21 protein-coding genes are annotated in these 20004 nt (G+C 62.7%); 11 read left to right on the forward strand and 10 right to left on the reverse strand.

All coding sequences use genetic code 11. From position 1 onward, the window contains the following. The first annotated feature begins 23 nt into the window (after nt 1–23). On the forward strand, nt 24–872 hold the full coding sequence (locus Q8O69_RS21485; RefSeq protein WP_305594432.1) for a mechanosensitive ion channel family protein: 849 nt from the start codon (nt 24–26) through the stop codon (nt 870–872). A 41-nt stretch (nt 873–913) separates the two neighbouring features. Here Q8O69_RS21485 and Q8O69_RS21490 read toward each other — a convergent pair whose 3' ends face one another. From Q8O69_RS21490 to Q8O69_RS21520, 7 genes are all read right to left on the reverse strand, one after another. Beyond that, on the reverse strand, nt 914–1870 hold the full coding sequence (locus Q8O69_RS21490; protein ID WP_305594434.1) for a DUF808 domain-containing protein: 957 nt from the start codon (nt 1868–1870) through the stop codon (nt 914–916). Between the two features lie 1091 nt (nt 1871–2961). Then, complete coding sequence (locus Q8O69_RS21495; protein WP_305594436.1) at nt 2962–3876, reverse strand: glycerophosphodiester phosphodiesterase; 915 nt, start codon at nt 3874–3876, stop codon at nt 2962–2964. A 242-nt stretch (nt 3877–4118) separates the two neighbouring features. Next, nucleotides 4119–4691: a HupE/UreJ family protein gene (locus Q8O69_RS21500; protein ID WP_305594438.1), complete on the reverse strand. Its 573-nt coding sequence runs from the start codon at nt 4689–4691 to the stop codon at nt 4119–4121. 32 nt (nt 4692–4723) lie between these two features. After that, entirely contained in the window at nt 4724–5338 is a 615-nt protein-coding gene (gene ureG / locus Q8O69_RS21505; RefSeq protein ID WP_305594440.1) for an urease accessory protein UreG, read from the reverse strand. 31 nt (nt 5339–5369) lie between these two features. Beyond that, nucleotides 5370–6044 carry an urease accessory protein UreF gene (locus Q8O69_RS21510; RefSeq protein WP_305594442.1) on the reverse strand — a complete coding sequence of 225 codons (675 nt, stop codon included), beginning with the start codon at nt 6042–6044 and terminating at the stop codon, nt 5370–5372. After that, nucleotides 6041–6541: an urease accessory protein UreE gene (gene ureE / locus Q8O69_RS21515; protein ID WP_305594444.1), complete on the reverse strand. Its 501-nt coding sequence runs from the start codon at nt 6539–6541 to the stop codon at nt 6041–6043. The genes Q8O69_RS21510 and ureE overlap by 4 nt, the downstream gene beginning before the upstream one ends. 171 nt (nt 6542–6712) lie before the next feature. Continuing rightward, nucleotides 6713–7375 (reverse strand): TetR family transcriptional regulator, encoded by a 663-nt coding sequence (locus Q8O69_RS21520; RefSeq protein ID WP_275961648.1) that lies wholly within the window; start codon nt 7373–7375, stop codon nt 6713–6715. 141 nt (nt 7376–7516) lie between these two features. On the opposite strand from Q8O69_RS21520, the gene Q8O69_RS21525 reads away from it, so the two are divergent. After that, the gene (locus Q8O69_RS21525) at nt 7517–8632 is read left to right on the forward strand and encodes a ferredoxin reductase (RefSeq protein WP_305594446.1); all 1116 of its coding nucleotides are present in this window, start codon (nt 7517–7519) and stop codon (nt 8630–8632) included. Nucleotides 8633–8649: 17 nt separating this feature from the next. Further along, complete coding sequence (locus Q8O69_RS21530) at nt 8650–9738, forward strand: fatty acid desaturase (RefSeq protein ID WP_305594448.1); 1089 nt, start codon at nt 8650–8652, stop codon at nt 9736–9738. Nucleotides 9739–9915: 177 nt separating this feature from the next. Here Q8O69_RS21530 and Q8O69_RS21535 read toward each other — a convergent pair whose 3' ends face one another. Further along, a complete protein-coding gene (locus tag Q8O69_RS21535) occupies nt 9916–10644 on the reverse strand; it encodes a bifunctional 2-polyprenyl-6-hydroxyphenol methylase/3-demethylubiquinol 3-O-methyltransferase UbiG (protein ID WP_305594450.1) in 729 nt (242 codons plus the stop codon). Nucleotides 10645–10765: 121 nt separating this feature from the next. Here Q8O69_RS21535 and Q8O69_RS21540 point away from each other — a divergent pair, with 121 nt between their 5' ends. Then, complete coding sequence (locus Q8O69_RS21540) at nt 10766–11656, forward strand: triacylglycerol lipase (protein WP_160088634.1); 891 nt, start codon at nt 10766–10768, stop codon at nt 11654–11656. On the opposite strand, the gene Q8O69_RS21545 is transcribed toward Q8O69_RS21540, so the two are convergent. Both Q8O69_RS21545 and Q8O69_RS21550 read right to left on the reverse strand, forming a co-directional pair. Next, the gene (locus Q8O69_RS21545) at nt 11653–11979 is read right to left on the reverse strand and encodes a Rieske (2Fe-2S) protein (protein ID WP_305594453.1); all 327 of its coding nucleotides are present in this window, start codon (nt 11977–11979) and stop codon (nt 11653–11655) included. The genes Q8O69_RS21540 and Q8O69_RS21545 overlap by 4 nt on opposite strands. Nucleotides 11980–12105: 126 nt before the next feature. Beyond that, a complete protein-coding gene (locus Q8O69_RS21550; RefSeq protein WP_305594455.1) occupies nt 12106–14298 on the reverse strand; it encodes a TonB-dependent hemoglobin/transferrin/lactoferrin family receptor in 2193 nt (730 codons plus the stop codon). 130 nt (nt 14299–14428) lie between these two features. On the opposite strand from Q8O69_RS21550, the gene Q8O69_RS21555 reads away from it, so the two are divergent. The 7 genes from Q8O69_RS21555 to Q8O69_RS21585 are packed head-to-tail and all read left to right on the forward strand — an operon-like array spanning nt 14429 to nt 19995. After that, complete coding sequence (locus tag Q8O69_RS21555; RefSeq protein ID WP_305594457.1) at nt 14429–15145, forward strand: energy transducer TonB; 717 nt, start codon at nt 14429–14431, stop codon at nt 15143–15145. Nucleotides 15146–15166: 21 nt separating this feature from the next. Then, nucleotides 15167–16237, forward strand: a complete 1071-nt coding sequence (locus Q8O69_RS21560) for a hemin-degrading factor (RefSeq protein WP_305594459.1) — start codon at nt 15167–15169, stop codon at nt 16235–16237. Between the two features lies 1 nt (nt 16238). Next, nucleotides 16239–16880 carry a MotA/TolQ/ExbB proton channel family protein gene (locus Q8O69_RS21565; protein ID WP_305594461.1) on the forward strand — a complete coding sequence of 214 codons (642 nt, stop codon included), beginning with the start codon at nt 16239–16241 and terminating at the stop codon, nt 16878–16880. Further along, nucleotides 16877–17308 (forward strand): biopolymer transporter ExbD, encoded by a 432-nt coding sequence (locus Q8O69_RS21570; protein WP_305594463.1) that lies wholly within the window; start codon nt 16877–16879, stop codon nt 17306–17308. The genes Q8O69_RS21565 and Q8O69_RS21570 overlap by 4 nt, the downstream gene beginning before the upstream one ends. Next, a complete protein-coding gene (locus tag Q8O69_RS21575; protein WP_305594465.1) occupies nt 17295–18194 on the forward strand; it encodes a hemin ABC transporter substrate-binding protein in 900 nt (299 codons plus the stop codon). Before Q8O69_RS21570 ends, Q8O69_RS21575 begins: the two co-directional genes overlap by 14 nt. Further along, the gene (locus Q8O69_RS21580; protein ID WP_305594467.1) at nt 18191–19228 is read left to right on the forward strand and encodes an iron ABC transporter permease; all 1038 of its coding nucleotides are present in this window, start codon (nt 18191–18193) and stop codon (nt 19226–19228) included. Before Q8O69_RS21575 ends, Q8O69_RS21580 begins: the two co-directional genes overlap by 4 nt. Continuing rightward, nucleotides 19228–19995 carry a heme ABC transporter ATP-binding protein gene (locus Q8O69_RS21585; protein WP_305594469.1) on the forward strand — a complete coding sequence of 256 codons (768 nt, stop codon included), beginning with the start codon at nt 19228–19230 and terminating at the stop codon, nt 19993–19995. Before Q8O69_RS21580 ends, Q8O69_RS21585 begins: the two co-directional genes overlap by 1 nt. The last annotated feature ends 9 nt before the right edge of the window (nt 19996–20004 follow it).

The raw sequence follows: 20004 nt of genomic DNA on the forward strand, positions 1-20004 counted from the left end.
TGAACACTCACTGGAGCTGCGCCATGGAAGAAACCAATCTGATCAATCTCGGCACCGAGAAAGTTGCCGATCTCTACAACCTGGTCGCGCAGTACGGCGCGGCGTTTGCCATCAAAATTCTCTCAGCGATTGCCTTCTGGGTGATCGGCCGCTGGCTGATCGGCTTTGCCGTCGGCATGGTGCAGCGCGCGTTGGGCCAGCAGCGGGTTGACCCGACGGTGCTGCGCTATGTCGGAAACTTTATCTCGGTGACCCTCAACATCATTCTGGTCATCGGCATTCTCGGCTACTTCGGCGTGCAGACCACCAGCCTGGCGGCGTTGATTGCGGCGGTCGGTCTGGCCATCGGCATGGCCTGGTCGGGGCTGTTGGCCAACCTCGCGGCCGGTGGTTTTATCATCGTGCTGCGGCCGTTCAAGGTCGGCGACTTTATCAGCGCCGGCGGCGTGGTCGGCACCGTCACCGAAATCGGCCTGTTCGTCACCGCGATTAACACCCCGGACAACGTGATGACCCTTGTGGGTAACAACAAGATATTTTCCGACAACATTCAGAACTTCAGCCACAACGCGTTTCGTCGGGTTGATCTGCAGGCGCAGCTGTCCGGCGCGGCGGACTACAAAGCCGCTGCGGCGCTGCTCAAAGAGCGCATCGCCGGCATTGCCAACGTGCTCAAGGAACCGGCAGTGGATGTGGAGATTATCGAGTTCAATCTGGTCGGCCCGGTGCTGGCGGTGCGCCCGTATTGCCACACCGATCATTACTGGCAGGTGTATTTCGACACCAACAAGATGATCAAGGATGCCCTCGGCGAAGGCGGCTTCCCGGCGCCGATGCCGGCGCAGACGGTGATCATGCAGCAGGCGGGGTAACAGAGAGTTCCGGCCGCCAGGGGATGGCGGCCGGCGCTGGATCAGGCGTGCGCCCTGCTCGGTTTCACGGCTTTCCAGATGCGGGTCGCCAGGCTGACCAGCAGCAGAGCTAGGGCCCCGGCGATGATCCCGGCGATGGCATTCAGCAGGGTTGGCAGCAAGGCTGCGAGTAGGCCACTGCTGGCTGCCACGCTGTGCGCCAACTGGTCGATCCACTCCTGCGCGGCATGTACGCCGTGGGTGAGGATGCCGCCGCCGACCATAAACATCGCCGCGGTGCCGAGAACCGACAGGGTTTTCATCATATACGGCGCGGTAAACAGAATGCCGCGACCGATGCTGCGTTGCAGGCGGCTGCCCAGACCGTCGCCGGCGCGCTGGTTGAGATAGAGGCCGGCGTCATCCAGCTTGACGATACCCGCCACCAGGCCATAAACCCCGACCGTCATCAGCAGGGCGATACCCGAGAGCACCGCCACCTGTTTGCCGAAACTGGCCAGGGCCACGGTGCCGAGGGTGATGGCGATGATTTCCGCCGAGAGAATAAAGTCGGTGCGGATTGCGCCTTTGATCTTGTCCTTTTCGAACGCCAGCATGTCCACTTCGGGGTCGGCCACGGCGTGCAGGCGTTCGACGTGCTGCACCTGGGTATCGGCCTTACTGTGGAGGAACTTGTGCGCCAGCTTCTCGAAGCCCTCGTAGCAAAGGAAGGCGCCGCCAAACATCAGCAGCGGCGTTACCGCCCAGGGCGCAAAGGCGCTGATCAGCAGGGCGGCCGGCACCAGAATCAGCTTGTTCTTGAACGAGCCCTTGGCGACCGCCCAGACCACCGGCAGCTCACGGTCGGCGCGTACGCCGCTGACCTGCTGGGCATTCAGCGCCAGGTCGTCGCCGAGCACCCCAGCGGTTTTCTTGGCGGCGATTTTGGTCATCACCGCCACATCGTCGAGGACGGCGGCAATATCATCGAGCAGGGTTAACAGGCTAGCGCCGGCCATGGGTCGGATTCCTTTCTACGGTTTCTGGGGCAAATCACCCGGCAGAACTGCGGGTGATATGGCGCAGATTTATACGTGAGTCAGCACGCATCAGCCATAGGCGGCAAAGCCAGGTTTGCCGCAGTGCACGAAAAAATCGCCCGCGAATGCCATGCGGGCGCGACGGCACTGCTATAGCGGCACCGCCCCTGATCTGTCGGTAGATAGGCTGGCGATGTGGGAGGGGCTTTAGCCGCGATTGATCCCATAGAACGCTGAAAGCGTCGCGGCTGAAGCGGAACGCCGCCCGGCCCCTCCCACGGAAGCGGCAGCTTTTGTGTCGTGAGACTAATCGTTACTGCTGCCGCTGGCGCCACTGGCATAGGCGGCGAGCATGCTGCGTAACAGGTCATTGAGCGGCATGGGCGTATCTCCTGAATGAGTGGAGTGACGTTACGCCTGTGCTCGGCGGCTGGGCTGTTGATTGTCTCGATAGGGCTCATAGCCAGCCGCCGTGTTGGCGTTATGCACAGCCCTTGCCGCTGCATGCGGGTAGTTGTGCACAAAGACTGTGGAGCGAACTGTGGATAAGGTGGGCGTAGGCGCTTGCAGGCTTAGTCGCGTGGTTGTTTGCGGTGTTTGTACGCTTTTTGATCAGCACGTTATTTATTGTAGAAACAACAAGTTAGCCTGGTTATTCAGGGCGTTGTAGGGTAGCGCTGAAGTTGTCCACGGCTACTGTGGGTAGAGCTGTTGATAACTCTGGTATGCCTGGCTGAGAGGCTTATAAGGCCTGGTTTTGCGCCATTTGATCGATTTTTGAGCAGCTTGCCGAGGTCTCGAAATACGTCATTTACGCTCTGCCGAGTCAAGCAATAATCGCGCTATTTCAAGGCTTTGCCGCAGTGCTGCGGCGCTCGGTGGATAACTTATCCCAGGTTGCTGTGGAGTGATCTGTGGATAAGCTGCGCACGCTTGCGTTCAGGCCACAGTGGGCGTGGCCTGAGCGCGGTAGGTTGTTTTTTGTACACCACCATCCCTGGCGGTCACCCCTTCGGGGCCGTTGCGGAGCGACGTGAAAAATCGCTCCCGGCGATTTTTTATACAGCGGGCTATTCGGTTTCCAGGGCGCTGATTTGTGTCGAACGCCCGAGCACTTGCAGGGCGCGGTCCGGGTAGTCGGTGATCAACGCATGGGCGCCCTGGTCGAGCAGGCGGCGCATGTCCGGCTGTTCGTTGATGGTCCATAGCTGCACGTTCAGCCCGCGTTGTGCAGCCGTCTTGAGCAGGCTCGGGCTGGCGACGCGCAGGCCGCCATGGGCTTCGGGAATCTGCAGCGCCTGGTAGGAGGGCGACAGCAGGCTGCCCAGGCCGACCCAGTTGAGCGCCACCAGCAGGCGTACCGAGCCAGGCCCGGCGGAGGTGGCCACGCCTGGGCACTGCTCGCGGAACAGCTGCAGGCTGCGGTCATAGAAGCTGCCGACAATCACCCGATCACGTTGCTGGTGCGCTTCCAGGGCATCACACAGCTGGGCTTCCATGCCGACATCCGGCACCTTGATTTCAATCACCTTGGGGATGCTGGGGAAACGTTCCAGCACCTCGGTAAAGGTTGGGATACGCACGCCCTGGCCACGGTAGGGGAAACTCTGGCCGCCGTCGGCACTCCAGCGGTAACCGGCGTCCAGCGCTTGCAGCTGCGCCAGGCTGAGCGCGGCAACTGGGCCTTCGCCATCGGTGGTGCGGTCCAGGGTGCGGTCGTGGATCACCACCAGTTCGCCGTCACTGGACAGGTGCAGGTCCATCTCCAGCATGTCCACGCCTAGCGCGCTGGCACGTTCGAAGGCAAACAGGCTGTTCTCCGGCCACAGGCCTTTGCCGCCCCGGTGGGCAATCACCAGCGGTTGCTCGGCAAAGCGGCTGAGCACCGCCGCCGGTTGGGCGGGTTTGCTGGTCAGGGCCAGCACGCCGAGGGCGATGGCCAGCAACAACAGTGGAACAGAGAGAAAGCGGGCAACGCGCAGCATGGGCAGGGTCCAGTGCAGTCAATGGGGGAGGGGCTTTAATACGCCTCGACTATGACAAAGCCATGGCGGCTGGGCGAGAGGCGAAATGCGCCAGCCCTAGGGCCATCTACGCCAAGTGGAAAACACTTTATTAGTAGCCCGGATGAAGTCCGGGGCAGATCTGACTTCGGCAAACCAGCCCCGGATTGCATCCGGGTTACACGATGTTGCGTTCAGCGATGGACGAGTGGACGTCCCCCCTGTCAGCCCGCCAACAACCAGGCGCCGGTTACGGCCGAGGCCGCGCCGAGTACGCGCACCACCGGTGCAGCGGCTTGTGGCAGCAGACGCACCAGGGCGTAGCCGCTGGCGTGCAGGGCAGCTGTGGCGACCACGAAACCTGTGGCATAACCCCATGGACTGGCCAGTTCCGGCAGCTCTAGGCCGTGGGCGACGCCGTGGGTCAGGGCGAACAGCGCGGTCAGGGCGATGGAGATAACCATTGGCAGGCGAATAGCCACGGCCACCAGCAGGCCGAAAGCCAGTACCGAGGCGGCGATGCCGGTTTCCATCAGTGGAATCTGCAGGCCGTTAAAGCCCAGTAGGCCGCCGATCAGCATGGTGCCGACAAAGGTCAGCGGCAGCGCCCAGCGCGCCGCGCCGGATTGCTGTGCGGCCCACAGGCCGACGGCGAGCATCGCCAGCAGGTGATCGAGGCCGAACACCGGGTGCGCCAGGCCGGCCATTAGCCCGGAGTGGTCGTGGCCAGCGTGGGCAAAGGCCACCGCTGGGCTGAGAAACAGGGCAATGGCGAACAGGGTTTTACGCAGGTTCATGGGGTGTCTCCTTGACTGAATGTGAGGCGTAATCAGGCTGCGGTGAGCATGCCGTGTTGTTCGATAAAGGCGATGATCTGTTCCAGACCCTGGCCGATCTTCTGGTTGCTGAAGACGAATGGCTTGTCGCCGCGCATCTTCAGGGTGTCGCGTTCCATCACTTCCAGCGATGCGCCGACCAGTGGAGCCAGGTCGACCTTGTTGATCACCAGCAGGTCGGACTTGCAGATGCCCGGGCCGCCTTTGCGCGGCAGCTTGTCGCCGGCCGACACGTCGATCACGTAGATGGTCAGGTCCGACAGTTCTGGACTGAAGGTGGCCGAGAGGTTGTCGCCGCCGGATTCGACGATGATCAGGTCCAGCCCCGGAAAGCGTCGGTTGAGCTGGTCGACCGCCTCCAGGTTGATCGAGGCGTCCTCGCGAATCGCCGTGTGCGGGCAGCCGCCGGTTTCCACACCGATGATCCGTTCCGGGGCCAGGGCCTCGTTGCGCACCAGAAACTGCGCGTCTTCCTGGGTGTAGATATCGTTGGTCACCACCGCCAGGTTGTAGCGCTCGCGCAGGGCCAGGCACAGGGCCAGAGTCAGTGCGGTCTTGCCGGAGCCGACCGGGCCACCGATGCCGATACGCAGGGGTTGGCTGTTCATGTTTGGGCCTTCCTTATTATCAAGAGCGTCATCAAGAACGGAATAAACGGCTGTACTGGCGCTCGTGCGCCATGCTCGCCAGGGCCAGGCCAAAGGCGGCGCTGCCCCAGTGTTGTGGTTGCAGTTCACTGGCCTGACGCTGCGCCTGATCGAGCAGCGGCAGTAGTTGCGAGGTCAGGCGTTGGGCGGCTTGCTGGCCCAGCGGCAGGGTTTTCATCAGCACCGCCAGCTGGTTTTCCAGCCAACCCCAAAGCCAGGCGGCGAGGGCATCCTCTGGCTCTATCTGCCAGGCACGCGCTGCCAAGGCCCAGCCGACGGCCAGGCCGGGTTCGTCCAGCTCGTTAAACAGCTGCTGCGCCGGCTGATCCAGCTCCGGCAGGCCGCTCAGCAGCTGCTGCAGGGAGTAACCCATCTGACGGCTTTCCAGGCGCAGCTCGCGGGTTTCGCGGCTGGCGCGTTGTTGTTCGGCGAGGTGGCGCAGCTGCGCCCAGTCCTCGCGTGCGGCGGCCTGGCAATGGGCAAGCAGCAACGGCGCTTCAAAACGCGCGAGATTCAGCAGCAATTGATCGGCAATCCAGTGTTCGGCGCTTTCTGCGTTATCGACCAGGCCCTGTTCCACGGCCATTTCCAGGCCCTGGGAATAGCTATAACCGCCAATCGGCAGTTGCGGGCTGGCGAGCCTCAACAGCTGCCAGGATTTATTCACTTGCGCGCACCGAATTGATGCAGGCGCGGCGCGTAGCTGAATTCAGCATCGCCAGCATGCGAGTGGTGATGGCCGCCGCCGTAAGCGCCTTGCTCGGGCTGGTAGGGCGCTTCGATCAGTTCTACCGTCGCGCCGAGCTGTTCGAGCATGGCCTTGAGCACATAGTCATCCGGCAGGCGCAGCCAGCCATCGCCGAGTTGCAGGGCGACATGGCGGTTACCCAGGTGATAGGCGGCGCGCATCAATTCGAAAGGGTTGGCGCAGGTGACGTGCAGCAGCGGCTCGGGGCGGGCGATTACGCGGACGATACGGCCGTCTTCGGCTTGCAGGTATTCGCCGTCGTGCAGGGCGGGTTGGCCGCGCTCAAGAAACAGGCCGACATCCTCGCCGGTGCGGCTGAAACAGCGCAGGCGGCTTTTGCTGCGGGCCTCGAAGCTAAGTTCGAGTTCGGCGTCCCAGTGCGGCTGGGCGGCAATACGACGGTGGATCACCAACATGGGGCAGTTTCCGGCAGGTCAATGCCGGTTATAGAGCAAGTGCCTTGCCAAGCTGCCGTTGCGCCACGCAGAGCGGGGCGCGTGGGTGATGGTGTGGCTGAGATTGGAGCGTGATGGGGTTTGGTTTGGTGCGCGCGCGGGGTTTGTGTGCGTTTTTGGTGCGTCCAGCAATCAATCGCGGGTCTGGCCCAGACCCTGCCAGTGCTTAGCCCCGATAAAGATAAAGCGCAGCTGCTCGATCATCTTGACCTCGGGCGAGGCGTGCATCGGCAAGGTTGGTGCTGGTGGGTCGATCAGTTCGGGCAGGGTGGCGAATACGGTTTTTACCACCAGGTCGGCGATCACGTTTTGCGCCGGGGCGTCAAAGTGTTGCAGTTTCGGCATGGCCGCGAGATCCGCCACCAGGTCGGCGGTGATGCGTTCGCGCAATGCGCCCACGGCCTGGCGTACCAGTAGCGAGCCGCCGTATTGCTCGCGGGCGAGAAACAGAAACTGCGAGCGGTTGGCCGCCACGGCGTCGAGGAAGATGCGCACCGAGGCATCAATCACGCCGCCCAGTTCGAACTCGTGGTGGCGTACCTGGCGAATGGTTTCGCGGAAGGTCTCGCCCACTTCAGCGATCAGCGCCAGGCCTAGGGCGTCCATATCCTCGAAATGCCGGTAGAAACCAGTCGGCACGATGCCCGCGCAGCGCGCCACTTCGCGCAGGCTCAGGCTGCCAAAACCACGGCCGCTGTCCATCAGGCTGCGCGCGGCGTCCATCAGGGCGTGGCGGGTCTGCAGTTTTTGTTCGGCGCGCGGTTGTAGTGGTTTCAAGCGGGCATGGCTCTGCATTGCGAAATCAGCGCCGCACTCTAACAAATGGCCGTTGTTTACGTCGAACCGCGGTTGCTCAATTGATTTTGAGTGAACGAGTGTTGACTGAATAAATATGCTCTGCCAGTCTAGTGAACAATTGTTCACTGGAGTCTTGCCATGGCCCTTTTCCCTTTTGCCTGGGTGCGCGGGCTCGCAAGCCTGCTCTATCCGCTGCGCGTGCTGGTCGTCCACGGCTGGTTGCGCGAAAGTGATGTTGATGCCGGGCTGGCGCTGTTGCATCCGGCGCTGCGGCTGAACCGGGTGTTTGCCCGGGTTACCCAGCGCCACTGGGTGGCCGACGACATGCTCGAACTGACCCTGCAGGCCAACGGCAACTGGCGCGGCGCGCAGCCGGGGCAGCATCTGCAGCTGTATCTCGAACGTGATGGCGTACGCCTGAGCCGCAGTTACAGCCTGACTTCGGTGCAGGCGAAAGGCCGCCTGCAGATCGCGATCAAGCATCAGGCGGCTGGCCGCGTTTCGCCCTACCTGCTGGAGCATCTGGCGGTGGGCGATGTGCTGGAACTGGGTCCGGTGTATGGCGAGCTGAGTTGGCCCGAGGCGCAACAGGGCGTGTTGCTGCTCGCCGCCGGCAGTGGCATCACGCCGCTGCTGGGCATGCTGCGCGCTGCTCTGGCTCAGGGTTTCAGTGCGCCGATCACGCTGCTGCATTACGTGCGTGAGCAGGGCCAGCGCGGTTTTGTTGCCGAGTTGCAGGCCCTGCAGGCGCAGCACAGTAATTTGCAGGTGCGCTGGTCGCTGACCGCTGCCGGGGTTGAGTCGGGAGTCCTGACTGGGCGTTTTGCTGGCGAGCATCTGGCCGAGGTCACGCAGCTGGATCAGCGCCGTGTGCTGGCCTGCGGCCCGGCGGGGTTTGTCGCCCAGGTGCAGCAGTGGTGGCAGGCCGCCAGAGTGCCTGGCGCGCTGCAGGTTGAGGCCTTCACTGCGCCCGTGCTGCGCGCCGATGTCAGCCTGCGTCAGGTGCGTTTGGGCTTTGCCCGCAGCCATCAGCAGGCGACGGCCAATAATCAGCACAGCCTGCTGGAACAGGCCGAGGCCCATGGCCTGCAGCCGGTGCATGGCTGTCGCCAGGGTATCTGCGCCAGCTGCACCTGCACCTTGCTTAGCGGCACGGTGCGTGATTTGCGCAGCGGGCTGTTGTTTAGCGAGCCGGGTCAGCCGATCCGGCTATGTGTTAGCGCGCCGCACAGCGACGTAGAAATTGATCTTTAACTTGCGAGGGAATCCCCATGCGTCGTGATCGCGAACTCTCCACGGATGAAATGAACGCCTTCGGCAACGAGCTGGACGCCCTGCGTCAACGCACCCTGGCCGATCTGGGCGAGGTGGATGCGCGCTATATCCGCCGCATTCGCGCAGCGGTGCGGTTCTGTTGTTGGAGTGGGCGCGGCCTGCTGATGTTCGGTTGGTTTCCGCCGACCTGGCTGCTCGGCACCTTGCTGCTGGGCCTGGGCAAGATTCTGGAGAATATGGAGCTGGGCCATAACGTCATGCACGGTCAGTACGACTGGATGAATGACCCCGAGTTTGCTGGGCGCAGCTACGAGTGGGATATCGCCGGACCGAGCGACTTCTGGCGGCACACCCACAACCATGTGCACCACACCTGGACCAATGTGCTGGGCATGGATGATGACGTTGGTTATGGCGTTGTGCGGCTGTTTCCCGAACAACGCTGGAAGCCGTTCTACCGTTGGCAGCCGCTGTGGGTGATGATTCAGGCGCTGCTGTTCCAGTACTCGGTGGCGATCCAGCATCTGCGTCTGGACAAGGTCTACAAGGGCAAGCTGAGCAAGGCCGAAGTGCGCCCGCTGATCAAACAGTTCAGCACCAAGATCCTGCGGCAGTGGGGCAAGGATTACCTGTTCTTCCCGTTGCTGGCGCTGCTGATCGGCGCCAATGCCGTGGCGGTGCTGGCCGGTAATGCTGTGGCCAACCTGATCCGCAATCTGTGGACCTTTACGGTGATCTTCTGTGGTCACTTTACCGAGCAGGCGGCGGTGTTTAGCAAGGAGTCAGTGGTCGGCGAGAGCCGGGGGCACTGGTACCTGCGCCAGCTGCGCGGGTCCAGCAACCTGAATGGTGGGCCGCTTTTTCATATTTTGACGGGCAACCTGAGCCACCAGATCGAACACCACCTGTTCCCCGATCTGCCGGCGCGGCGCTATGCGGCGCTGGCCGTGGAAGTCCGTGAAATCGCCGAGCGTTACGGTCAGGTCTATAACAACGGAAGTTTGTGGAGCCAGTTCGCGACAGTGCTTAAGCGGATCTGGATCTACCGCCGGCGCCCGATCGAGGCGCTGCCGGCAGGCGCTTAACCGCGACCCAACTCCGTAGGGTGGATGACGCTGTTTTCATCCACCACTGCCGTTGGTGGCTGGCTGAAGCGTCAGCTACGCGCCCCGATTCACCCCGCGAGGATGACCGTGCGCCGTAGCCCGGATGCAATCCGGGACGCTTTATGGGCATTCCCGGATTACATCCGGGCTACACGATCAGCGCGTAAACACGCAGGTCAGATAGCGGTTGCTAAAGCCGTAGCGCAGCATCGAATACAGCCGGCTAAACAGGTACAGCGGGCGCTTGCGGTAATACAGCAGTACGGCATTGCCGACCCCTTCGCTGCGGTGCTGTTTCTGTTGATCGACCTGTTTCGAGAATAAACCTTTGAACTGCCACCACTGAATCTGTTCCAAGTGCTGGCTGGCATGCAGCCCTTGCTGGCTGAACAGTGCATAAAAGCTGCGTTTGCTGAAGTCATGCAGGTGGTGTGGGTTACCGTCGAGGGTCGGGGTAATCGGCACCGAGGCGATAACCTTGCCGCCCTCGACTAATAAACGCGCATAGTTAGCCAGCAGCACCTGCGGACGCGGCAGGTGCTCGATGGTTTCCAGGCTGACGATGCAATCAAAGCCCTGCTCGCTGCTGAACTGTTCGGCATCGGCACATTCATAACGCAGGTTGGGCAGGTGGTAATGCTCGCGGGCGTAGGCAATGGCCGCCGGGTCGATGTCCACGCCGGTAACCTGTTTGTCCGGGTTGCGCTCGGCCAGCAGGGCCGTGCCATAGCCGCAGCCACAGGCCATATCCAGCACGCGCTGGCCACTTAGGTGCAGGGCTGCGAACTCATAGCGCTGCATATGAATCTGCAGGCTGGCCTGGTCGTCCGGGTTCAGCGGGTTGAGATCCTTCGGGTAAATCCGTTCGATGGTATGCATGGTCATGGCAGCGCAAAGAGAAGCCAGGACTATAGGCCAGGTGGCCCACTATTCCCACGCGCTGTATTGGCATGCTTCGTGGTTCAGTACTTTCTTTCTCGGCGGTATGACACAAGGATGGTTTGCAATGTCGACATCTTCTGCACCCCGTTATCCCCTGGTCCTGGTGCCAGGTTTACTCGGCTTTATCAGCCTGCTCGGTTATCCCTATTGGTACGGTATCGTCACGGCGCTGCGCCGCATCGGTGCAACAGTCTTCCCGGTGCTGGTGTCGTCGGTGCATTCCACGGAGGTGCGCGGCGAGCAATTGCTGCTGCGCATCGCCGATGTGTTGCAGCAGACCGGCGCAGAAAAGGTCCATCTGATCGGTCATAGCCAGGGCGCCCTGACGGCGCGTTACGCGGCCGCGCTAAAGCCCGAGTGGGTAGCGTCCGTTACCTCGGTCGCCGGGCCTAATCATGGCTCTGAGTTGGCGGATTTTCTCAAACGCAAAGCCCCGCACGGCAGCTGGCGCGAGCGTTTGTTGGCGCGTCTGCTGCGTGGCGTAGCACGGTGCATGGCCTGGCTGGAGCGCGGTTACAAAGGCGAGCCACTGCCGATGGATGTAGCAGCAGCGCAGCAATCGCTGACCAGCGACGGCGTGGCTGCCTTTAATGTGCAGTATCCGCAGGGCTTGCCCGAAGTCTGGGGCGGTGAGGGCGCGGCTGAGGTTAACGGCGTGCGCTACTACTCCTGGTCCGGCACCATTCAGCCGGGTATCACCGATAAAGGCGGTAACCGCTTCGACGGGCCGAATGTTGCCTGTCGGATGTTTGCCAAAACCTTTCAGCGTGAGCCGGGGCAGTGCGATGGCATGGTCGGGCGCTACAGCTCACATCTAGGCACGGTGATTGGTGATCAGTACCCGATGGATCACTTCGACATCATCAATCAGACCTTCGGCCTGGTCGGTAAAGGCGCCGAGCCGGTAAAGCTGTTTGTCGAGCACGCACAGCGTTTGGCGGCTGCCGGACTCTAGAGTTCGTTTAGCTCGACCCAGATGCCCTGATCGTCTTCGCGGATGACAAGCTCCTGCAGCGATTGCCCGGCGCAGGGGCCGGCGACGCATTCGCCGGATTCGATGAGAAACAGTGCGCCGTGGGTGGCGCATTGGATCAGGCTGGCACTGACATCGAGAAACTGGTCGGGCAGCCATTCCAGGGGGATGCCACGGTGCGGGCAGCGATTGCGATAGGCATACAGCTGGCCGTCCTTGCGCACGGCAAACAGCTTCTCTCCCGCTATCTCAAAGCCCCGGCTCTGGCCTTCGGCCACTTCATCCGGTGCACACAAACGCAACATAGGAACCTCCCCGACAGGCCGGCATTATGCCGCCCTGGCGTGGAAGTGAAAGAGGAGGGCGCATCCTTGCGCCAAGTGGAACTCTGTTTCGCGACTAGTTGATCGCGCGCTAGACGTGTTGCTGGGTCAGATTTCCCAGACCAGATTGACGGCGGCATGGCGGCCCGGCTGGCTGAAGCGGCCCATGCTTGGGCTGTTTTCGGTCAGGCCGCGTACGTCGCCCCATTGCCAGTACTCTTTGTCGGTCAGGTTGAACAGGCCGGCATTCACGGCGAAGGCATCAGTCATCTGCCACCAGCCATTGAGGTCGAGCACGCCGTAACCCGAGGTCTGCTCATGGTTAGCGGTTTGGGTCATGTCGACGCGGGTTTTCGCCGCCACCAGGGTCCAGCTCAGCTCGCCACCAAACGTGCCGCTCGGCTCGCTGTAGCCCAGGCCGAATACACCCTTGAGTGGGTCGACGCTGTTGATCGGCTGACCTGTGCCTTCATCCTTGCCGCGGGCGTAAGCCACGCTGCCGCGTGCTTTCCAGCCAGCCGGCAGGCCCAGTTGGTCGAGGAACAGCTCACCTTTGGCTTCCGCACCGCGAATGGTCACGCGATCACGGTTGACGTATTGGAACTCGCCGAAGGGGAAACCCGGCACGCTGGAGGGCCGGCTGACCTGCTCAATAAAGTCGTCGTACTGGTTGTAGAACAGCGCCGCGCCAAAGCTGCCGATGGCGTACTGGCCGCGTAGGCCCAGTTCGAAGCTGTCGCTGGTTTCCGCCTTCAGGTTGGTATTGGCCAGGGTGCGGTACATGCCCGGATTGGCGAATTCGCCGAAGATCTCGATTGCCTGGGGCGCGCGGAAGCCTGCAGCGTACTGACCGTAGACGCTGTGGGCGTCGTCGAGCTGGTAGGTCGCGCCAAACTTGGGCGACAGCGCCGAATCCTTGAAGTCGCTTGGGTTGCGCTCGGTGGCCTGGCTGTTGAGGTACTTATTGGTGACGTGTGGGCTCATCTCATAGTGGTCGTAGCGCAGGCCCGGTAGCAGGGTCCAACGGCCGATGCTGATGCTGTCCTGAGCAAACAGGGCGTATTCCTTGGTGGTCGGATCGGGGAAATCGCTGGTGGGCAGAACAGGCGTGGTGACGCCGGTGGCCAGTACGGTCTCGCCGCCTTCGCGCAGGTCCGCGTTCTTCAGGTGTTTGACGTCCAGACCATAGACCAGCGCATGTTCCGTGCTGCCGATGCTGAAGGCCTTGTCCAGCTTGGTGTTGAACGCCCAGAGCTTTTCTTCGTAGTACGAATCACGTGTGCGGTAGCGTGGCTGTGCGCCGACCACGCGGTCCTCGAACGTTTGCTGACGCGTCTGGCTGTCCTGGTAGCTGAGCTGGCTGTGAATCTGGTCAACCAACAGGGTGTCGAGTTGCTGGGTATGGGCGAGGGAATAGCGCTCACGGTCGACGCGGTCTTCAGCATCCTGGGTACGGATGGTCGCGGTGTTGCTGTAGTTGCTCAGCACGCGGGTGTCGGTGTCGTCCTGGTAACGCTCGTAGGTCAGCTGCAGGCGGCCGCTGTCGCTGTAATCCCAGCCGAATTTGCTCAGCAGGTTGTCGGTACTGTAATCCAGCGGATTGGCCTGTTCGCGGGTTGCGCCGATGCCGCCCTGGCCGCTGTGGGTATCCGTGGCCTGGCCGCTGCGCCGGCCCAGGTGCAGCAGGCCGTCGACCTGGCCTAGGCGTGCGGCGAAGGTGGCGCTGCGCTGCCAGCTGTCATCGCTGCCGTCATAGCCGGTTTTCAAGCGTGCGTAAGCGTCATCGCCTTCGCCCAGATAGTCGCCGGCATCCTTGGTCAGGAAGCTCACCGCGCCGCCAATCGCATCGCTGCCGTACAGCGAACTGGCTGGGCCACGGATGATTTCCACCTGTTTGACGGTGTCGAGGTCGACGTAATCGCGCTTGGCGTTAAGGAAGCCACCGAAGGAGAAGGCGTCTGGCATACCGACACCATCCACTTGGGTCAGTACGCGGTTGCCGCCGATACCGCGAATGGTAAAGCCGGAAAGGCCGAAACGATCACCGCTACCACCGACCGACACGCCGGGCTCGTAACGCACCAGATCCTTGATGTTCTTGATGTTCTGCTGGTCGATCTGCCGTTCGGTTTGTACCGACACCGTGCTCGGCACTTGGTCGAGGGTCTGTTCGGTGCGGGTTGCCGTGACGGTCACCGTATCGAACTGGTTCGGCGCTTTCTCGGCGCCAAGTGCCAGTGATGGGCTGAGTAATAGCAGGGCAAGCCAGGGGCGGCGGGCGAATGGAGGACTTCTGTGCATGGGGACTCCAGGGTCGTACAGGTGGCTTCTCTGGCCACCGGGTTGGCATCGGCGGCAAAGCTAAACGACATTGACATGCTAATGCAAATAATTATCAAATAGATTTAATTCGATTTGACTGGGTAATTGCATGTTGCGTTTGTCGCTATTTCTGCTGCTGTCGCTGGCGCTGCATGCCGCCGGCTGGCTGCTGCATGGCGACGAACAGCCGCCTGTTTTGAGCGCCGCGCAAACCCGTGAAGCCCCGCAGGTGTTGCGCCTGTCTGCCGTTTTGCAGCAGGCCGCGCCGGCACCGACCAAGCTGCCAGAGCAACCGCAACCGCAACCGCAACCGCAACCGCAACGCCAGGCGGTCGTGCCGAGAAAGGCGCAGGCACCGACACCTAAGCCGGCAGTGCAGGCGCCCGTGGCCAAGCCAAAGCCAGCGGTAGCGGCACAGCCAACTCAAAACCAGCCCGTGCAAGCGCAGCCAACCGAGACAACCAATCAGTCGGCAGCGTTGGTTGCAGCGGCTCAAGCCGCGCCCGCAAAGCCGGTTGCCGCAACGCCGGCCGCTGAAGTGCTTAGCAGCAAACCGAGTTTCCGTGAGCCGCCCCGCCAGCCGAATTACCCGTCCCAGGCGCGGCGGCGTAATCAGCAGGGCGTGGTGCTGGTCGAGGTGCGCCTGGATGAGCGCGGCCAGCAGCGCAGCTTGAACGTACTGCGCTCTTCGGGCGTGGACAGCCTTGATCGAGCCGCCCTGGAGGCGGTTGCCAAGTGGCGTTTTCGCCCTGAAACCAGCGGCGGCCAGGCCGTGCCTAGCCGCGTACAGATCCCTATTCAGTTCGCTTTGACGGCGAGCCGTTGATTAATCAGTGAGGAGTTTTCCATGAGCACACACGCCCAATCCGTCGCGCCCACCAATGATCTGTATCTGGCCTGGCAGGTGCTGCGCAGCGAGCAGCCACGCCTGCGTGCCCGCGATGCCGCCGAACGCCTGGCCGTTAGCGAGGCCGAACTGGTGGCCAGCCGCCTCGGTGTCGACGCTGTGCGCTTGCAGCCAGACTGGGCGCAGCTGCTGCCGGCGCTGGGCGAGCTGGGCTATGTGATGGCGCTGACCCGCAATGAGCATTGCGTGCATGAGCGCAAAGGTTATTACCGTGAAGTAACGGTTACCGGTAATGGCCAGATGGGCCTGGTGGTGTCGGCCGATATCGACCTGCGCCTGTTCCTCGGTGGCTGGGCCAGTGTGTTTGCCATCGAGGAGCAAACCGGCAAAGGCACCCAGCGCAGCATTCAGGTGTTCGACCGCCAGGGCACTGCGGTGCATAAGGTGTTTCTTACCGCTGACAGCCAGCTAAATGCCTGGGCGCCGCTGCTGGAGCGTTTCCGTATGGCTGAGCAGAGCGCCGAACTGGAGCTGATGCCTTTGCCCCAGGCGCAGCCGGCGCAAGCCGATGCCCTGGTGGATGTGAATGCCCTGCGCGTGGGTTGGTCGACCCTCAAAGACACTCACCACTTCTTTGCCCTGCTGAAAAAACACGGCACCACACGCACCCAGGCCCTGCGTCTGGCCGGGGGTGAGTGGGCCGAGCAGCTGGACGTGCGCGAGCTGCCGAAACTGCTGGAGCAGGCTGGTGCGCGTGAAGTGCCGGTCATGGTGTTTGTCGGCAATCGCCACTGCATCCAGATTCACTCCGGCCCGGTGCGCAACCTGCGTTGGATGGACACCTGGTTCAACGTGCTCGACCCCGAGTTCAACCTACATCTGCAGACCACTGGCGTGACCGAGCTATGGCGGGTGCGCAAGCCGAGCAGCGATGGCGTGATCACCAGTTGGGAAGCCTTCGATGCCAATGGCGAGCTGGTAGTGCAGCTATTTGGTGCGCGCAAACCAGGCATCCCGGAGCTTGAAGACTGGCGCGCCCTAGCCGAAAGCGCACCAGCGCTGGAGTGCTGAGATGAGCCAGTGGTGGAGTGCGATGGGGCCGCTGGGCTGGCCGCTGGCGCTGTGTTCGCTGCTGGCGCTGGCACTGATTCTGGAGCGACTTAGCGTATTTTTGCGTTTGCAGCCGCTGAGCACTGCCGCCGGGCGTGCGGCAGTCAGCGCCTGTCGCACCTGTGAGCGCGAGCACTGCAAAGGCCGTGCGCGTGGTTGGCGCTATGGCCTGGCGTTGTTGCTCAAACACAGCGCCTTGCCGGCGGTGCAGCGCGAAGAGCTGCTCGGCTGCTGGTTGCTGGAAGAGCGTCAGCGCCTCAATCGCCAGCTGCGCTTGCTGCAGCTGATCGGCATGCTGGCACCCATGCTCGGCTTGCTCGGCACGGTGCTGGGCATGCTGGAAATGTTTGCCAATATCGCCGGGCAGAACAGCCCGGTCACCCCGGCGTTGCTCGCCGATGGTTTGTGGCAGGCCCTGTACACCACGGTGTGGGGCTTGCTGGTCGCCATCCCGGCGCTGGCGGCGGGGCAGGGCTTTGCCTTGTGGGCCGAGCATTATCTGGAGGGCGTGCAGGCGTTGCTCAATCGCTGCCAGCTGGCATTGGATGGCCTGGAGCTGGAACTGCCGAGTAATCCGCCAGCCGCGCAGTGGGTGTTGTCGTGATTCGTCTGCCGGCTGCCAGTAGCTCCCAGGGCAATCTGTTGCCCGATTTGACGCCGCTGCTCGACGTGATTTTTATCGTGCTGGTGTTCTTTCTGCTGACCGCGCAAACGCCGTTGCTGGAACTGCCCCTGCAGTTGCCGCAGAGCCGTGAAGCGCTGCCTACAGCGAGCGCCGGCAGCGGCGAGCGCATGCAACTACAACTCTCCGCGGACGGGACTTGGCGCTTTAACGGCGTGCAGCAGGCGGACTTCAACACGCTGCGCACTGAACTGACTGCAGCCTTTGCCGCCGATAACGCAGCGGGCCTGGATCTGGCGCTGGATCGCCAGGCGCCGCTGTCGGCATTTCTCGACCTGATGGCGCTGCTGCAACAGCAGGGCATTCAGGACAGTCGCATTCTTCTAGAGGCCAATCATGAAACGCCTTAATACTCTGCTCGCCCTGGGCGCGAGCCTGTTGTCTTGTGCCTCAGTGATGGCCGCCGAACCCTTGCCGCAACGCTGGATCAGTTCCGGCGGCTCGCTCAGTGAATGGGTGGTGGCGCTGGGTGGTGAAAGCCGCCTGGTGGGAGTGGACAGCACCAGCCAGCATCCAGAGTCGCTGCGCGCGTTGCCGAGCATTGGTTATCAGCGCCAACTGGCCGCCGAGGGCATGCTGGCGCTGCGCCCGGATGTACTGATCGGTAGCGAGGAGATGGGCCCGCCGCCGGTGCTGGCGCAATTGCGCGGCGCCGGTGTGCGGGTGGAAATGCTCTCCTCCAAAGCGGATCTGACTAGCCTGCAGGCCAGCTTGCAACGTATCGGCACGCTGTTGGGCGAGCCGCAACGTGCCGATCAGGCCTTTGCGGCTTATCAACAGCGCTTGCAGCAGCAGGCCGACTGGCTGGTAACTGCACAGCGTCGGCAGGCGGCGCCGGGTGTGTTGCTGTTGCTCGGCCATGCCGGTAGTAGCCCGATGGCGGGCGGCAAGGACACCTCGGCGGACTGGCTGATCGAGCGTGCCGGTGGGCGCAATTTGGCCAGCCATAGCGGTTACAAGGCGCTGTCCACCGAAGCCCTGCTGGCGCTTGACCCGGAGGTGGTGATCATCGCCGACCGCAGCCTGGCCGGTGATGCCGCGCGTGAGGCATTGCTGCAGCAGAACCCGGCGCTGGCGGCTACCCGAGCAGCGCGTAACCAGCGTTTGCTGATGCTCGACCCGACACTGCTGGTTGGTGGCCTTGGCCCGCGTTTGCCGGATGGGCTGGCGGCCTTGTCCGCAGCCTTTTATCCTGCCAGCCAACCTCTGGTCGCCGAAGCTAAGCCCACGCCATGAATCCTGTTATTCGTCCGCGCTCACTGTTTATCGCACTGAGCCTGTTGCTGGCGCTCGCGCTCTGGTTATCCCTGGCGCTGGGGCCGGTCAGCCTGCCGCTGCTCGATACCCTTAAAGCGGCATTGCGCCTGCTGGGCCTGGCACAACCGGGTGATGATCTGGCCCAGGCGGAACTGATCCTCGGGCAGATCCGCTTGCCGCGCACCTTGCTCGGGTTGCTGGTCGGCGCGGTGCTGGCGCTGTGCGGGGTGGCGATGCAGGGTTTGTTTCGTAACCCGCTGGCCGATCCAGGGCTGATCGGGGTATCCAGCGGGGCGGCGCTCGGCGCGTCGATTGCAATTGTTGGTGGCGCGGCACTGGGTGGCTTGCCGGAAGCCTTTGCACCTTATCTGTTGTCGTTGTTCGCCTTTATCGGCGGCCTGGGGGTAACAGCGCTGGTCTATCGCCTGGGTCGGCGTGACGGTGAAACCAATGTGGCAACCATGCTGCTGGCCGGTATTGCGCTGACGGCATTGGCCGGTGCGGCCATCGGCCTGTTCACCTACCTGGCCGACGACGCCACCTTGCGTACCCTGACGTTCTGGAACCTGGGCAGCCTGAATGGCGCCAGTTACGCGCGCCTGTGGCCGCTGCTGCTGGTGACGGCAGCCGTGGCGCTGTGGTTGCCAAGGCGTGCCAAGGCGCTGAATGCCATGCTGCTGGGCGAGTCCGAGGCGCGTCACCTGGGTTTTGCCGTGGAACGGGTCAAGGCCGAGCTGGTGTTCTGCACCGCCCTCGGTGTCGGCGCGGCCGTGGCAGCGGCGGGGATGATCGGCTTTATCGGCTTGGTGGTGCCGCATCTGGTGCGTCTGCTGGTGGGGCCGGATCATCGCGTGCTATTGCCTGCCTCGGCCCTGGCAGGTGCCAGTCTGTTACTGCTGGCCGATCTGGTGGCGCGGCTGGCATTGGCGCCGGCCGAATTGCCGATTGGTATTGTCACGGCGCTGATTGGCGCGCCGTTCTTCCTTTATCTGCTGCTGCGGGGGCGTACCTGATGCTGCGCGCGGAAAATCTGGCGGTACAGCGCGGCCCGTGCACGGTGTTGGCGGATATCAATCTGGAGCTGCGTCCGGGTGAAGTGCTAGGTGTGCTGGGGCCCAATGGCGCCGGCAAGAGCACCTTGCTCGGTGCCTTGTGTGGCGAGTTGCAGCCGAGCCACGGCGACGTGTGGCTGGATCAGCGGCGGCTGCAGGACTGGCCCGGCAGCGAGCGTGCGCAACGCCTGGCGGTGTTGCCGCAAACCTCGACGCTGAACTTCGCCTTTCGCGTAGAAGAAGTGGTCGGCATGGGTCGTTTGCCCCATGCGAGTGGGCGTGTGCGCGATGCGCAGATTATCAAGCAGGCGTTGGAGGCGGCCGATGCCTTGCACCTGGCCGGACGCAGTTACCTGGCGTTATCCGGCGGCGAGCGCCAACGAGTGCACTTGGCGCGGGTGCTGGCACAGCTCTGGCCCGGTGGTGAGGGGCAGATGCTGTTGCTCGATGAGCCCACCTCGATGCTCGATCCACTGCATCAGCACACCACGCTGCAGGCCACCCGCGCCTTTGTCGAGCAGGGCGCCGCAGTGCTGGTGATCCTCCACGATCTTAATCTGGCCGCGCGTTACTGCGACCGCCTGTTGCTGCTGGAGCGCGGCCGGCCCCATGCGCTCGGTAGTCCAGAGGAAGTATTGCGCGCCGAGCCGCTACAGGCCGTGTTCGGTCTCGAAGTGCTGGTGCAGCGGCATCCGGAACGGGGTCATCCATTAATCGTTGCTCGTTAAGGTTGTGTT

The sequence above is a fragment of the Pseudomonas sp. genome, from assembly GCF_030690725.1.
In the GTDB taxonomy this organism is placed as follows: Bacteria; Pseudomonadota; Gammaproteobacteria; order Pseudomonadales; family Pseudomonadaceae; genus Aquipseudomonas.